We start from the raw sequence: 12,122 nt of genomic DNA, 5'->3' as shown, positions 1-12,122 counted from the left end.
GCAACAGCAACAGCAACAGCAACAGCAACAGAGGAACTTTCCTGCCATGACCGTCCTGCCCATCACGATCTGGGGCGAACCCGTGCTGCACCGCCGGGCCGCCGAGGTTGAAGTCTTCGACGACGAGCTCCGGACCCTGATCGCCGACATGTTCGAGACCAACGACGCCGCCAATGGCGTCGGTCTCGCCGCGCCCCAGGTGGGGGTCGGCAAACGGCTCTTCGTCTACAAGTTCGACAACGACGACGGCGCCCCGCCGTCCGGGGTCGTCGTCAACCCGGTCCTGACCCTTTCCAAGGTCTCCGGCGCGCTGCCGGATCCGGATGAGGAAGAGGAGGGCTGCCTGTCCTTCCCGGGCGGGCAGTACCCGCTCAAGCGCGCGGAGTGGGCCCGGGTGCAGGGCTTCGACGGGGACGGCAACCCGGTCGATTTTGAGGCGACGGGCTGGTTCGCCCGGGTCCTCCAGCACGAATATGACCACCTAGACGGCAAACTCTACGTCAACCGCCTCCTTGACCGGTACGCCCGCAAGGCCATGAAGCTGGCCAAGAAAAGCGGCTGGGGTGTCCCCGGGCTGACCTGGATGCCCGGCGTGGATCCAGACCCGTTCGGGCACTAGGTTCTGGGCGGTCCCCCATGTTCGGCGTCGACGTGGCCGGCATGCGGCGAATTTCCCCGCCTTTGATGCCGAGGCGCCGGAAATCCCCGGCGGTTTGGCAGGACACGCCGGCGGCGGGTCCCAAAAGTGGGGAATTTCCGCCGCGGAATTAGCTGCGGTCGACGGCGGCAAGGATCGCCGCGCCCAGCTCGGCCGGCTTGGTGAACTGCGGCCAGTGCCCGGTGGGCAGGTCCACGTAGTCGACGTCGCGAACGCGCCCGAGTTCCGCAACGTACGGGTGGCCGCCGGCGATCATTTCAATGAGCATTGACGACGGGAACTCGCAGGCGATGACGGTCGCCGGGACGTCGTAGCGGCGCTCGTCGTTCAGCCGCTGCTGGTCCTGGGCCACGCCCTTGGGCTGCGGGATGGCACGGGCCCGGAACATGGACCGCAGCTCCTCGTCGAGGTCGGTGAGGTCTTCGTCCTCGAACAACTCCCACGGCGGAAGCGGCACCGCGTCGCCGTCGTCCGGCAGGTCGTCGTTGATGACGCCGCCGTCTCCCAGCGGCCCGCTGTCCACGTAGATCGCCCGGACCACCCTGTCCGGGCGGGCGTCGACGGCGCCGTGGATGATGGCGCCACCGCCCGAGTGGCCCACCAGGACCACGGGGTCATCGAAGGCGTCGATTATCGCCACCACGGCGTCGATATGCGTCCGCAAGCCGATGCCGGCCCGCGGCGCGTCTGCCGATTCCAGCCCGGGCAGCGTCAGCGGGTGGACGTGATGTCCGGCCGCAACCAGCGGCGGGGTCACCTCCTCCCACGATGAGGCGTCCAACCAGAAACCGGGTACCAGGATGATGTCCATGCCGGTACCCTACCTTCCCGGTCCGACGAAACGGCCGTGGAGCGTGGAAATGCCGCCTCACGGATTTCCCGCTGCGCGGTTATCCCTCGTCCGGCCTCTGCAGCATGGCGGCGTGATCCGGAACGTAGCGGAACAACTCCCGGGGTGGGCGCGTGTAGTTGACGGCCTTGGGCCGTTCCGGCAACGTCACCGGCTCCATCCGGACTTCCGTGTAGTCGATGCTGGAGAGCAGGTGGGCGATCATGTTGATCCTGGCCCGGCGTTTGTCCTCCGCCTCGACCACGTACCAAGGCGATTCGGCGGTGTCTGTCTGCATGAACATGTCATCCTTGGCCCGGGAGTAGTCTTCCCAGCGGAGGATCGACTCCCGGTCCATCGGCGAGAGTTTCCACTGCCGCATCGGATCATCCAGCCGTGACTTGAAGCGCCGTTCCTGTTCCGCGTGGCTGATCGAGAACCAGTACTTGAACACGAGGATGCCGTCCTGGACCAGGAGGCGTTCAAAGACCGGGCACTGCGCCATAAAGCGTTTGTGTTCGGCGGGCGTGCAGAATCCCATCACGTGTTCGACGCCGGCCCGGTTGTACCAGGAACGGTCCATCAGGACGATCTCCCCCGCGGCGGGGAGGTGCGCCACGTAGCGCTGGAAATACCATTCGCCCCGCTGCCGCTCCGTCGGGGCCGGCAGTGCCACGATGCGGGCCACGCGCGGATTCAGGTACTGGGTGACCCGTTTGATGGCACTGCCCTTGCCTGCGGCGTCGCGCCCTTCGAAGATCACCAGCACCCGCGCGCCCGAGCTGCGGACCCATTCCTGGAGCGCGACGAGCTCGGCCTGGAGCCGGAAGAGCTCTTCCTCGTACACGCCGAGGGGCAGCCGCGCGGGCCTCGAGGACTTGCGGCCCGACCCGCCTTTCCGGGCTGCGTTTTTCTTGCCGGTGCCGTCCTTTTTCTTGCCAGCGCCGTCCTTGCCGGAGGCGGCCGTGTCGGAGCCGGCTGTGTCGGAGCCGTCTATGTTCTGTGCCATGGCGCCCGTCCCATTTCATCGCGGCGTGGCGGACCTTCTGCCGCTTTTCCTGCCGCGCCCATTCTCGCCGAGCGGTTGACTGCCCACAAGGGGACGGCGGACCCGGGACAGCCCCGGGCCTGTGCTCCTATGCTGGGGCCATGGAAGCCCCCGGACGGAGCATGATGCAGCCCATTCTCACGCTTACCGTCAATCCCGCGCTGGACGTAAGCACTGCAACGGAGCGCGTTACCAGCGGCCACAAACTGCGCTGCGGCGCCAGCCGCCTTGATCCGGGCGGCGGGGGCGTGAACGTGTCCCGGGTGGTGCAGCGCCTGGGCGGGCGGACACTGGCGGTCTACACCGCCGGCGGACCCACCGGAGAGGCTTACCGCCGCCTCATCGAGGCCGAACGCATCCCCACCCTGGCGGTGCCCATCCAAGGCAGTACGCGCGAGGACTTCACGGTGGACGAGACGACGACGGGCAAGCAGTTCCGCTTTGTGCTTCAGGGCCCCGAACTGAGTGAACCCGAGTGGCGGCTGTGCCTGGCGCTCGTGGCGGATTCGATTCCCGTGGGTGGGTACGTCGTGGCCAGCGGCAGCCTGCCGCCGGGGGTCCCGGATGATTTCTATGCCCAGGTGGCGCGGCTGGCGCGCCGGCATGAGGCCCGCTGCATTGTGGACGCCTCCGGCCCGGCGCTGGCCGAAGCCCTCGCTGAGGGGGTGTTCCTGGTGAAGCCGAGCCGGCGGGAGTTGGGGCTGCACTTTGGCACAACGCTGGAGAGCGGTGAGAGCCAGGTTGAGGCCGCCGCGGGGCTCGTCGCGGACGGGTCCGCGGAGCATGTCGCCCTGACCCTGGGTGCGGAAGGTGCCGTGCTGGCCTCGAAGTCCGGGATCCTTCGGCTGGCCGTGCCGGAGGTGGAGGTGCGAAGCACCGTCGGTGCGGGCGACAGCTTCCTGGCCGCCTTCGTCCTCCGCCTGGCGCAGGGCCGCACCCTCGCGGCGGCGCTCCGGGCCGCCGTCGCCGCCGGAAGCGCCACGGTGACGACGCAGGCCACCGAACTCTGCCACCGGGAGGATGTGGAGCGGCTGGAGGCGGGACTCGCCGCCGGGTAGTTTACTGAGTCTCGGGAACAACCGTCTGCTGCCCGGGGCAGGAGGCGAGGACCCTTTTCATGGCGTCCTTCTCCGCCGGAGTGACCCACAGACGGTAGGCGGCTTTGACGGAGATCTGCCGGGCGACATAGTGGCAGCGGAAGTTCTTGTTGGGCGGCAGCCAGGTGGCGGCGTCGGACGCGCTTTTGTCCTGGTTCGCGGGGCCGTCGACGGCGATCAGGTTCAGCGGATCGTTCGCCAGGTGCTCGCGTTGCGCGGGTGTGAGCTCCTGGGCGCCCTTTTGCCAGGCATCCCCCAGCGCCACGACGTGATCGATCTGGACTGCCTTGCTGCTCCCGGATCCCCGTCGGAAGGTGAGCTGGCGGCCGGTGTAGGGTTCCCGGAACGTGCCGCCGGCCACCCGGCACTGGGATTCCTCGGTGAATTCGGCGCCGGAAAGGTCCCGGCGGAGGATGTCGTTGCGGGTGTCGCAGCCGTTGCGGTCCACGTCCAGCCAGGCCTGTCCGTACGCGCTGCGGTCGTAATTGTCCTTGGCGGCCCGGCCTTTGACGGGAAGTGTGTCCAGCAGCGCCGCCGCGGGACCCCGCGTAACAGGGCGCACGGAAGGGACCGCGTCCATCCAGCCGGTTGCCAGGACGGGAGCTTCGCTGGGTCCTCCCGCCGGCGGCTCGACGGCGGCAAACTGCCCGACGGTGAAGAACCAGCCGAGTCCCGCGACGACGGCGAGTGCCGCAGCGGCAAGCAGGGCCCACGCCTGGCGGGACCGGCGTCGTTCCCTCCGGAACTCCGCCCAGGTGAGCGTCATGCCGGCTTCCGGGCGGGGTGAAGTCTCTTCACCCCCGAAGCCTAGGCCGCTCCCCCGGCGCCCCGGGGGTTGTCCACAGTGTGGAGGACGGGTGCCCTGTCAGTTCTCCCTGGTCACGCGTACCAGGTCTTCGTTGGCGAGGGCCATCAGCGATTCGAGCTGCTGGACCCGCGCCTCGTCGACGTCACCGGCCGCATACTTGGCGCGGGCGTCGTCGAGGAGCCGTTTGGCTTCCTTGGCGTTCGCGCGGGCGACGTCCAATGCGTGTTCCAGGGTGGTTTCGTGCTCCACTGCCGAGTTCTGTTCCATTGCACCATTGTGGTGCTCTTTCCCGGCCGATTCCAGAGGATCGGCCGGGAAAGGCAGAACGGCACAGAATTCAGGCGTGGGATCTCAGGCGTCGACCTCGACGGGCAGGCCGGCCGCTTCCAAGGTGGCGGCAGCGTCCTTGGCGGGGAATGACGGCGGGTTCACGCCGGCCATTTCCTCCATCACGCGGACCACCTGGCAGCTGTAGCCGAATTCGTTGTCGTACCAGACGTAGAGAACCAGGTTCTTGTCGTTGGAGATCGTGGCGAGGCCGTCGACGATGCCCGCGCGGCGCGAGCCGACAAAGTCGGTGGAGACCACTTCGGGAGAATCGATGTAGTCGATCTGCTTGCGGAGGTCCGAGTGCAGCGACATTTCCCGCAGGTAATCGTTGACTTCGTCCTTGGTGGTGCCGTTTTCCAGGCTCAGGTTCAGGATGGCCAGCGACACGTCGGGGGTGGGGACGCGGATGGAGCTGCCGGTGAGCTTGCCCAGCAGTTCGGGCAGCGCCTTGGCGACAGCCTTGGCGGCGCCGGTCTCGGTGATGACCATGTTCAGCGCGGCGGAGCGTCCGCGGCGGTCGCCCTTGTGGAAGTTGTCGATCAGGTTCTGGTCGTTCGTGAACGAGTGGACCGTCTCCACGTGGCCGTGCACCACGCCGTACCGGTCGTTGATGGCCTTCAGCACGGGGGTGATGGCGTTGGTGGTGCAGGAGGCCGCTGACACGATTGTGTCCGAGTCGGCGATGGTGCCGTGGTTGATGCCGTGAACGATGTTCTTCAGCTCGCCCTTGCCCGGCGCCGTGAGCAGGACCCGGGAGACGCCCTTGCTCTGCAGGTGCTGGGACAGGCCCTCGGCGTCGCGCCAGCGTCCCGTGTTGTCGACCACCAGGGCGTCGTGGATGCCGTAGGCGGTGTAGTCGACCGTGGCGGGGTTGTCCGAGTAGATGACCTGGATCTGGACACCGTTGGCGGTGATGGTGTCGTTTTCGAGGTCCACCTTGATGGTGCCTTCGAAGGAGCCGTGGACCGAGTCGCGTCGCAGGAGGCTGGCGCGCTTGGCGAGGTCGTTGTCCGAACCGCGGCGCACCACGATGGCGCGCAGGCGCAGGCCGTGGCCTCCGCCGGCCTTTTCGATCAGGAGGCGGGCCAGGAGCCGGCCGATGCGGCCGAAGCCGTAGAGGACGACGTCGGTGCTGGTGCGGTCATCGCCGCCGCGCTTGCCCACGACGTCGGCGAGTTCGGCACGGAGGAACTCGTCCAGGGTGGCGCCGTTGCCCTCGGCCCGGTACTTCTCGGTGAGGCGGGCAATGTCGATGGCTGCGGCGCCGAGCTCCAGCTTGGTCAGGGCATCCAGCAGCGGGGCGGTCTCTTCGAGGCGCAGTTCTTCCTTGCTCATCCGGCGCGCGAAGCGATGGGCCTTGAGGATGTTCATGGTGGACTTGTTGATCAGGCTGCGGCCGTGGATGGAGGTGACCACGTTGTTTTCCCGGTACAGCCGGCCGATCACCGGAATCATGGCCTCGGCGAGCGCCTCCCGGCCCATCCACGTATCAAGACAAGAATCTGACGTCTGGCTCACAGAAATACCTTCCTAGAATCCACCACATACGACGTCGTATGCGGAAGTCGGCGGCCGGAGGTTCTCCGGCACCTCGGCGCCGGGGATTCGGTCCACCCCGGGCGCCTGTCGAGCAAAGAAAAGCCACCGGCTGCGAACGCAGACCCGGCGGCAGAACTTCTACGTTCACCATCCATTCTACGGGCGGGCCGGCGGGGTCCGGTGCCCGGTGACGCGTGAAATGACTCACACGGGGCCAGACCGGGCAGGATCGGGGCGCGAGGCAGAGCCGCGGCGATGTGGGTGGATGGGTTGACCGATACGCCGGGTTCTGTGTTCCCGTGCCGTTACCAGCACAGGAGTAGCGGCCATCCATCTACGAACGCCGTTGCCGACGCCCTCCAGCAGCCTACCCGGACACTCGGGCGGGCAGCCCTCAAACGTGTCCTGTCTGGCCTTGCTCCGGGTGGGGTTTACCTAGCCTTCCCGGTCACCCGGGAAGCTGGTGGTCTCTTACACCACCGTTTCACCCTTACCTGCCCTGCGGCCCGTGCAAGCACACGCCGCATGCAGGCGGTCTGTTCTCTGTGGCACTGGCCTGCGGGTTACCCCGAGTGGGCGTTACCCACCACCCTGCCCTGCGGAGCCCGGACGTTCCTCGAGCCACTTCCGTGGCGCGCGGCCGCCTGGTCAACCCATCCGCCGTCCATTCTACGGTCTCCCCCGGCGGAGCCCTCCCACCAGCGTATTTTGGGGCCGCCGGTGGGAGAATTGGAGGAGTATTCCTGCTAGTCAAGGAAACGATTGAAGTGAACTGGACAGCCATCATCATCTGGGTCCTCGCCATCATCCTGGTGCTCATCCTCGCCAGGATGTCGATCAAAATTGTCCGTCAGTATGAACAAGGCGTCCTGTTCCGGCTGGGCCGGGTGGTCGCGGTCCGGATGCCCGGCCTGCGGTTTATCATCCCGGTGGTGGACCGGCTTCAGCTGGTGAGCCTGCGGATCGTGACAATGCCGATCCAGTCACAAGGGATCATCACCCAGGACAACGTCAGCGTCGACATCTCGGCAGTGGCGTATTACCGGGTGGTCGACGCCGTGAAGTCCGTCGTAGCGATCGAAGACGTCGCGGCGGCCATCAACCAGATCGCCCAGACCACCCTGCGGAAGGTGGTGGGCCGGCACAGCCTGGACCAGACGCTGTCCGAGACCGAGCGGATCAACAGCGACATCCGGGAAATTTTGGACGCCCTCACCCTGGAATGGGGCGTCGAAGTGACACTCGTTGAACTCAAGGACATCCAGCTCCCGGACAGTATGAAGCGGGCGATGGCCCGGCAGGCGGAGGCCGAGCGGGAGAAGCGGGCCAAGATCATCGCGGCCGAAGGAGAGGCGATCGCTGCCGTGGCGCTGGGCGCGGCATCAGACACGATGATGGCCCACCCCGTCGCCCTGCAGTTGCGGAATCTTCAGTCCCTCGTGGAGATCGGGGTCGACAAGAACTCAACGGTCGTCTTCCCCGCGCCCTTGATGAGCACCATCGCCGAACTGGCAGCATTTCTGGCACGCGAGGACCACGCGGCCAAGACAGGGATTGCGGGAACGCTGGCGACGCCACCGGCGGAGTCACCGGCGCCACCATTTAGGGCCGCGTAGCCCGCGGCCGGGCCTAGGATCGATGCATGGACCAGTCCGCCCTGACCCGGCGCAGGCTGCTTGAGCTGGCAGCTATTGGCTTTGGTGCGTCCGCGCTCACAGCGTGCACGGAAGGCCTCACACCGGTCGAGACATCCCTTCCCGCCGCTACCGCACCGACGGCCGCCGCCCCGCTGACCGTCCGGACCAGCGCCGGCTCCTTCGTCTCCGCCTACCGGCCCGGGGTCGCCACGCGCTGGTCCCTGGCCGCGCCCGATATGCCGCCCGGCAACGCTCAGCCCGAACTGCCCGTGGCGATCTTTCTGCACGGACTCGGCGGTGACCACTCCGTCCTGCTGGAGAGCCTGGCTGCCGACGAGGCCCTGCGGCGGCACCTCGACGCCGGCGGCGCGCCCTTCGCGATCGCGGCCGTGGACGGCGGGGACAACTGGTGGCATCCGCGCGCGAACGGCACCGACACCCAGTCAATGCTGGTGAAGGAATTTGCGCCGTTCCTCGGACGGCGGGGCTACGACCTCGGCAGGATCGGCCTCGTCGGCCTCTCGATGGGAGGTTTCGGGTCCCTCCTGCTCGCCTCCCAGGGCAGGCTGCCCGGGGTCCGGGCCGTCGCGGCCATGAGTCCGGCGGTCTGGAAAGCGTACGATCCTCGCTTGAACAACGCCTTCGACGGCCCGGCCGACTTCGCGGCACACGACGTGTTCGCGCTCCGCTCCGGCCTCGCGGCACTGCCCAAACGGATCGATTGCGGCACGGGAGACGACCTTGCCGCCACGGTTCGTGACTACCGTGCCGGTCTGCCGGGTGCCGTCGAGGGTGGTTTCCAGCCCGGCGGCCACGACGACACCTACTGGCGTTCCGTCCTGCCCGGCGTGTTGTCCTTCCTGGGCCGCAACCTCGGCTGACCCCGCGGCTTCCGGGCCGGCCAGTCCGAGCAGGCGCAGTGCCGGACGGCGGGCCGCCACCGGGATCGGACGGCTAAGATTGGCCAGTGCTGATTCTGCTGCCGCCCTCCGAAGGCAAGACCCCCGCGACGGCCGGCAACGCCGTCGACTGGACCTCCCTGAGCTTTCCCGAACTGAACACGTACCGGGCCAAGGTGCTGGACGGCCTCGGAACGGTTAGCGCCCACGAAGATGCCCTCGCGCTCCTGGGCGTGGGCGCCTCGCTGCGCGCCGACGTCGAACGCAACACGCGGCTGCACGCCGAGCCGGCCGCCCCGGCCCATCAGGTCTACTCCGGCGTGCTGTATGACGCGCTGGGCTATGACTCGCTGACGGCCGCGCAGAAGCGCAAGGCGGATGAATCAGTCATGGTCATTTCCGCGCTCTGGGGTGCCATCCGCTTCGGGGACAGCGTGCCTGCTTACCGGCTGTCGATGTCCACCGCACTGCCCGATGTCGGACGGCTGGCGTCGTTTTGGAAACCGCAGCTCACGGCGGCCCTCGCCGGGGTCGTGGACGGTGAACTGCTGGTGGACTGCCGTTCCAGCACCTACGCCGCGGCGTGGGCTCCCCCGCCCCAGCTGACAGTGGCCGTGAACGTCTTCACCGAGGTGGGCGGCGTGCGGAAGGTGGTCAGCCACTTCGCGAAGCACACCCGCGGCGAGCTCGCCCGGCACCTGCTGACCCGGCGGGGCAGGGCGCCGCGGACACCGGCGCAGCTGAGACAAGCTGCGGCCGAAAAGTGGACAGCAGAGCTGGTCGAGGGCACGGCCCGGAAGCCGCACGCCCTGAACATCATCCTGCCCAACTAGCTCGCAGCAGGGGCCGTTTTGAGCCCCCAAAACGGCCCCAACTGCCAGTCAGTCGGGTGGCTACGCCCACTCGGAGGAGCGGACCAGGATGCAGCCGGAGTCCGGGCAGAAGACGATGTCGTCCTCGGCCGCGGCCTTGATTTCGGCGAGGTCGCCCGGGCTGAGCTGCATGCCGGATCCCTCGGACGTGCCGTGGAACAGCCGCGCCGCACCGACGCCGCGCTTGGCCAGGGTCTTCTCGTAGACGGCGAGCATGCCCGCATCGAGGCCCTCGGCGAATTCGGCACGCTTGCCGCGCACCACCGTGGCCTCGGCGGCGACCTCGGCGAGCTGTTCGTCCAGCTCGGCGCGGATGGAGCCGAAGGAGCCCTGGATGTCGTCGACGATCTGTTGCTGGGCGGCCTGGCGCAGGCGCAGGGAATCGAGCCGTTCCAGGACCTCCAGCTCCACGTCTTCAAGGTCGGAGCGGCGCTTATTCAGGGACACGAGGTCGCGCTGCAGGGCCACGAGGTCCTTGGACAGGCCGGTGCCGCTGTTGAGCTTCGCCTCGTCGCGTTCGATCCGGGAGGCCACCTGCTCCACGTCCGCCTCGGCCCGCTTAAGCTCGAGTTCGGCATCGTGGACGGCCACCTTCGCGGAGCCGAGTTCGCCGTTGGCCACGCTGAGGGCTGCTTCAAGATCGGTGATCCGGGAGTCGCTTTCAAGGCTTCGGCGGCGGTTGGACAGGGATTTGAGCTTCGCATCAAGTCCCTGCAATTCGAGCAACTTCAACTGTTCCGCCGGTGCTGCCTTGGCCACTATTTACCTCCGCTTGTTCCCTGCCGGCCGGAGCCGGGCACCTAATCGGCGCTCCCTAGACTCTAGCGCCTAGCGTACTCCCCGGCCTCGCTACGCTCACCCGGGGCCCCTCGCACGCCAGGCCTAGCCCGGAGTCAGAATGAAGTCCCACGGATCGCTGTTGGTGCTGCTGACCCGGATCTCGACGTCATGGCCCTGGTCGCTCAGCACGTTACCCAGCGCCTCCGCCGCGGCCGGCAGCCACAGCCACTCGCTGGCGAAGTGCGAAACGTCGATCAGGTACGGCCTGTCATTGACGGCCGCCTCACGGGCTTCCGACGCCGGATGGTGCCGGAGATCGGCGGTCAGGTACACGTCGGCGTTGCTCGCCCGGACCTCGCCGAGGAGGGAATCGCCGGCGCCGCCGCACACCGCCACGCGGCGGACCAAGCCGTCCCGGTCCCCGGAGACACGCACTCCCCCGGCCACCGAGGGAAGGATCCCGAAGACGCGCGCGGCGAAGTCGCCCAGGGTCAGGACTTCCTCAAGGTCCCCGACGCGCCCGATGCCTTCCTCCGGCAGGCCGTTGGCCGCCGGGGTCAGCGGGGCCACGTTCTGCAGTCCCAGCGCATCGGCCAGGACATCCGAGACGCCGCCGACGGCTGAATCACCGTTGGTGTGCACCGTCAGCAGCCCGGTCCCCGACTCGATCAGGCGGTGCACGGCCCGGCCCTTGGCAGTGGTCGCCGCGACCGAGGTGACGCCCTTGAGCAGCAGAGGATGGTGGGTGATAAGAAGTTCGGCGCCAAATTCAATGGCTTCCTCGATCACCTCAAGGGTCGGATCGACGGCGAAGAGGATCCTGTTGACCGCGGCGGAGGGGTGGCCGGCCACGAGGCCCACCTCGTCCCAGTCCTCCGCGAGGGACTCCGGCCAGAGCTCTTCCACGGCCAGCAGGATCATGCCAAGGGTGGGCGCCCCGGGCGTTTCCCCGGATCCGTTGCCGGCAGCAGTGCTTCCGTCGGCAGGGCCGGCTGAAACGTCGGTGTTTTCAGGTTCCATACCCACATTTTTACCCTATCGGCCGGCCGGCCCCGCAGACGCCGGGAATCATCGGAGCCCTTGAACCATTGAAGAGAGCATGAGAACTTTTGTCCTCGGCGGAGGCTGCTTCTGGTGCCTCGACGCCGTCTACCAGAAAACCAAGGGTGTCAGCGCGGTCGTTTCGGGCTACACCGGAGGCCATCACCGCGACCCCGACTACTACGCCGTCTGCTCCGGAACCACCGGCCATGCCGAAGTCGTGGCCGTAACGTTCGATGAGGACGTCATTCCGGCGGAGGTCATCCTGGACATGTTCTTCGCCCTCCACGACCCCACGACGCTCAACCGTCAGGGCTACGACGTCGGCACCCAGTACCGCTCCTCGATGTTCTACGAGACAACCGAGGAGAAGATCATTTTCGAGGAAGCCATCGAACGGAACCAGCAGCTCTGGGCGCATCCGATCGTCACGGAAGTCAGCCGGCTGCCCGTGTTCCACCGGGCGGAGGAAATCCACCAGGACTACTTCGCCAAGTTCCCGGAGCAAGGTTACTGTCAGGTGATCATCAATCCGAAGCTGGCCAAGGCCAGGAAATATTACTCTGCATGGCTTAATGCTTAGC

Annotated in this window: 13 protein-coding genes and 1 other RNA gene; 6 read left to right on the top strand and 8 right to left on the bottom strand. The window is 67.3% G+C overall.

Annotated elements, in window-relative coordinates; genetic code table 11:
• Positions 1 to 46 precede the first annotated feature (46 nt).
• Entirely contained in the window at positions 47 to 619 is a 573-nt protein-coding gene (gene def / locus AC6EUH_RS14680) for a peptide deformylase (RefSeq protein ID WP_499739118.1), read from the top strand.
• A 148-nt stretch (positions 620 to 767) separates the two neighbouring features.
• On the opposite strand, the gene AC6EUH_RS14675 is transcribed toward def, so the two are convergent.
• The gene (locus AC6EUH_RS14675; protein WP_056429890.1) at positions 768 to 1,469 is read right to left on the bottom strand and encodes an alpha/beta fold hydrolase; all 702 of its coding nucleotides are present in this window, start codon (positions 1,467 to 1,469) and stop codon (positions 768 to 770) included.
• Between the two features lie 79 nt (positions 1,470 to 1,548).
• On the bottom strand, positions 1,549 to 2,346 hold the full coding sequence (gene ppk2, locus AC6EUH_RS14670) for a polyphosphate kinase 2 (protein ID WP_056430081.1): 798 nt from the start codon (positions 2,344 to 2,346) through the stop codon (positions 1,549 to 1,551).
• 290 nt (positions 2,347 to 2,636) lie between these two features.
• On the opposite strand from ppk2, the gene AC6EUH_RS14665 reads away from it, so the two are divergent.
• On the top strand, positions 2,637 to 3,593 hold the full coding sequence (locus tag AC6EUH_RS14665) for a 1-phosphofructokinase family hexose kinase (RefSeq protein WP_200913040.1): 957 nt from the start codon (positions 2,637 to 2,639) through the stop codon (positions 3,591 to 3,593).
• Between the two features lies 1 nt (position 3,594).
• On the opposite strand, the gene AC6EUH_RS14660 is transcribed toward AC6EUH_RS14665, so the two are convergent.
• The 4 genes from AC6EUH_RS14660 to rnpB all read right to left on the bottom strand — a co-directional run bounded on the left by AC6EUH_RS14660 (position 3,595) and on the right by rnpB (position 6,965).
• A complete protein-coding gene (locus tag AC6EUH_RS14660) occupies positions 3,595 to 4,398 on the bottom strand; it encodes an HNH endonuclease family protein (protein WP_499739117.1) in 804 nt (267 codons plus the stop codon).
• 99 nt (positions 4,399 to 4,497) lie between these two features.
• Positions 4,498 to 4,707 (bottom strand): hypothetical protein, encoded by a 210-nt coding sequence (locus AC6EUH_RS14655; protein WP_056429896.1) that lies wholly within the window; start codon positions 4,705 to 4,707, stop codon positions 4,498 to 4,500.
• Between the two features lie 84 nt (positions 4,708 to 4,791).
• Positions 4,792 to 6,288: a glyceraldehyde-3-phosphate dehydrogenase gene (locus AC6EUH_RS14650; protein ID WP_082492689.1), complete on the bottom strand. Its 1,497-nt coding sequence runs from the start codon at positions 6,286 to 6,288 to the stop codon at positions 4,792 to 4,794.
• Positions 6,289 to 6,571: 283 nt separating this feature from the next.
• Positions 6,572 to 6,965: RNase P RNA component class A (rnpB, locus tag AC6EUH_RS14645), an RNA gene on the bottom strand.
• A 111-nt stretch (positions 6,966 to 7,076) separates the two neighbouring features.
• On the opposite strand from rnpB, the gene AC6EUH_RS14640 reads away from it, so the two are divergent.
• The 3 genes from AC6EUH_RS14640 (at position 7,077) to AC6EUH_RS14630 (ending at position 9,678) form a co-directional block, all read left to right on the top strand.
• Positions 7,077 to 7,925, top strand: a complete 849-nt coding sequence (locus tag AC6EUH_RS14640; RefSeq protein ID WP_499739116.1) for an SPFH domain-containing protein — start codon at positions 7,077 to 7,079, stop codon at positions 7,923 to 7,925.
• 26 nt (positions 7,926 to 7,951) lie between these two features.
• Positions 7,952 to 8,827 (top strand): alpha/beta hydrolase, encoded by an 876-nt coding sequence (locus tag AC6EUH_RS14635; RefSeq protein WP_156367569.1) that lies wholly within the window; start codon positions 7,952 to 7,954, stop codon positions 8,825 to 8,827.
• An 86-nt stretch (positions 8,828 to 8,913) separates the two neighbouring features.
• Positions 8,914 to 9,678 (top strand): YaaA family protein, encoded by a 765-nt coding sequence (locus AC6EUH_RS14630; protein ID WP_499739115.1) that lies wholly within the window; start codon positions 8,914 to 8,916, stop codon positions 9,676 to 9,678.
• A gap of 60 nt (positions 9,679 to 9,738) precedes the next feature.
• Here AC6EUH_RS14630 and AC6EUH_RS14625 read toward each other — a convergent pair whose 3' ends face one another.
• Together AC6EUH_RS14625 and AC6EUH_RS14620 are read right to left on the bottom strand one after the other, a co-directional pair.
• Positions 9,739 to 10,476: a zinc ribbon domain-containing protein gene (locus tag AC6EUH_RS14625; protein ID WP_056429905.1), complete on the bottom strand. Its 738-nt coding sequence runs from the start codon at positions 10,474 to 10,476 to the stop codon at positions 9,739 to 9,741.
• 123 nt (positions 10,477 to 10,599) lie between these two features.
• Positions 10,600 to 11,517: a Nif3-like dinuclear metal center hexameric protein gene (locus tag AC6EUH_RS14620; RefSeq protein ID WP_499739114.1), complete on the bottom strand. Its 918-nt coding sequence runs from the start codon at positions 11,515 to 11,517 to the stop codon at positions 10,600 to 10,602.
• A 79-nt stretch (positions 11,518 to 11,596) separates the two neighbouring features.
• On the opposite strand from AC6EUH_RS14620, the gene msrA reads away from it, so the two are divergent.
• A complete protein-coding gene (gene msrA / locus AC6EUH_RS14615) occupies positions 11,597 to 12,121 on the top strand; it encodes a peptide-methionine (S)-S-oxide reductase MsrA (RefSeq protein WP_056429911.1) in 525 nt (174 codons plus the stop codon).
• The last annotated feature ends 1 nt before the right edge of the window (position 12,122 follow it).

This window comes from Arthrobacter sp. 001422645 (assembly GCF_059816125.1).
This window is presented reverse-complemented; position numbering and strand designations above follow the sequence as displayed.

Excerpts from the sequence above, each read along its gene's own strand:
- AC6EUH_RS14665 (WP_200913040.1), top strand. The coding sequence starts at position 2,637 with ATGGAAGCCCCCGGACGGAGCATGATGCAGCCCATTCTCACGCTTACC.
- AC6EUH_RS14675 (WP_056429890.1), bottom strand. The coding sequence starts at position 1,469 with ATGGACATCATCCTGGTACCCGGTTTCTGGTTGGACGCCTCATCGTGG.
- def (WP_499739118.1), top strand. The coding sequence starts at position 47 with ATGACCGTCCTGCCCATCACGATCTGGGGCGAACCCGTGCTGCACCGC.
- msrA (WP_056429911.1), top strand. The coding sequence starts at position 11,597 with ATGAGAACTTTTGTCCTCGGCGGAGGCTGCTTCTGGTGCCTCGACGCC.
- AC6EUH_RS14660 (WP_499739117.1), bottom strand. The coding sequence starts at position 4,398 with ATGACGCTCACCTGGGCGGAGTTCCGGAGGGAACGACGCCGGTCCCGC.
- AC6EUH_RS14620 (WP_499739114.1), bottom strand. The coding sequence starts at position 11,517 with ATGGAACCTGAAAACACCGACGTTTCAGCCGGCCCTGCCGACGGAAGC.
- AC6EUH_RS14635 (WP_156367569.1), top strand. The coding sequence starts at position 7,952 with ATGGACCAGTCCGCCCTGACCCGGCGCAGGCTGCTTGAGCTGGCAGCT.
- AC6EUH_RS14655 (WP_056429896.1), bottom strand. The coding sequence starts at position 4,707 with ATGGAACAGAACTCGGCAGTGGAGCACGAAACCACCCTGGAACACGCA.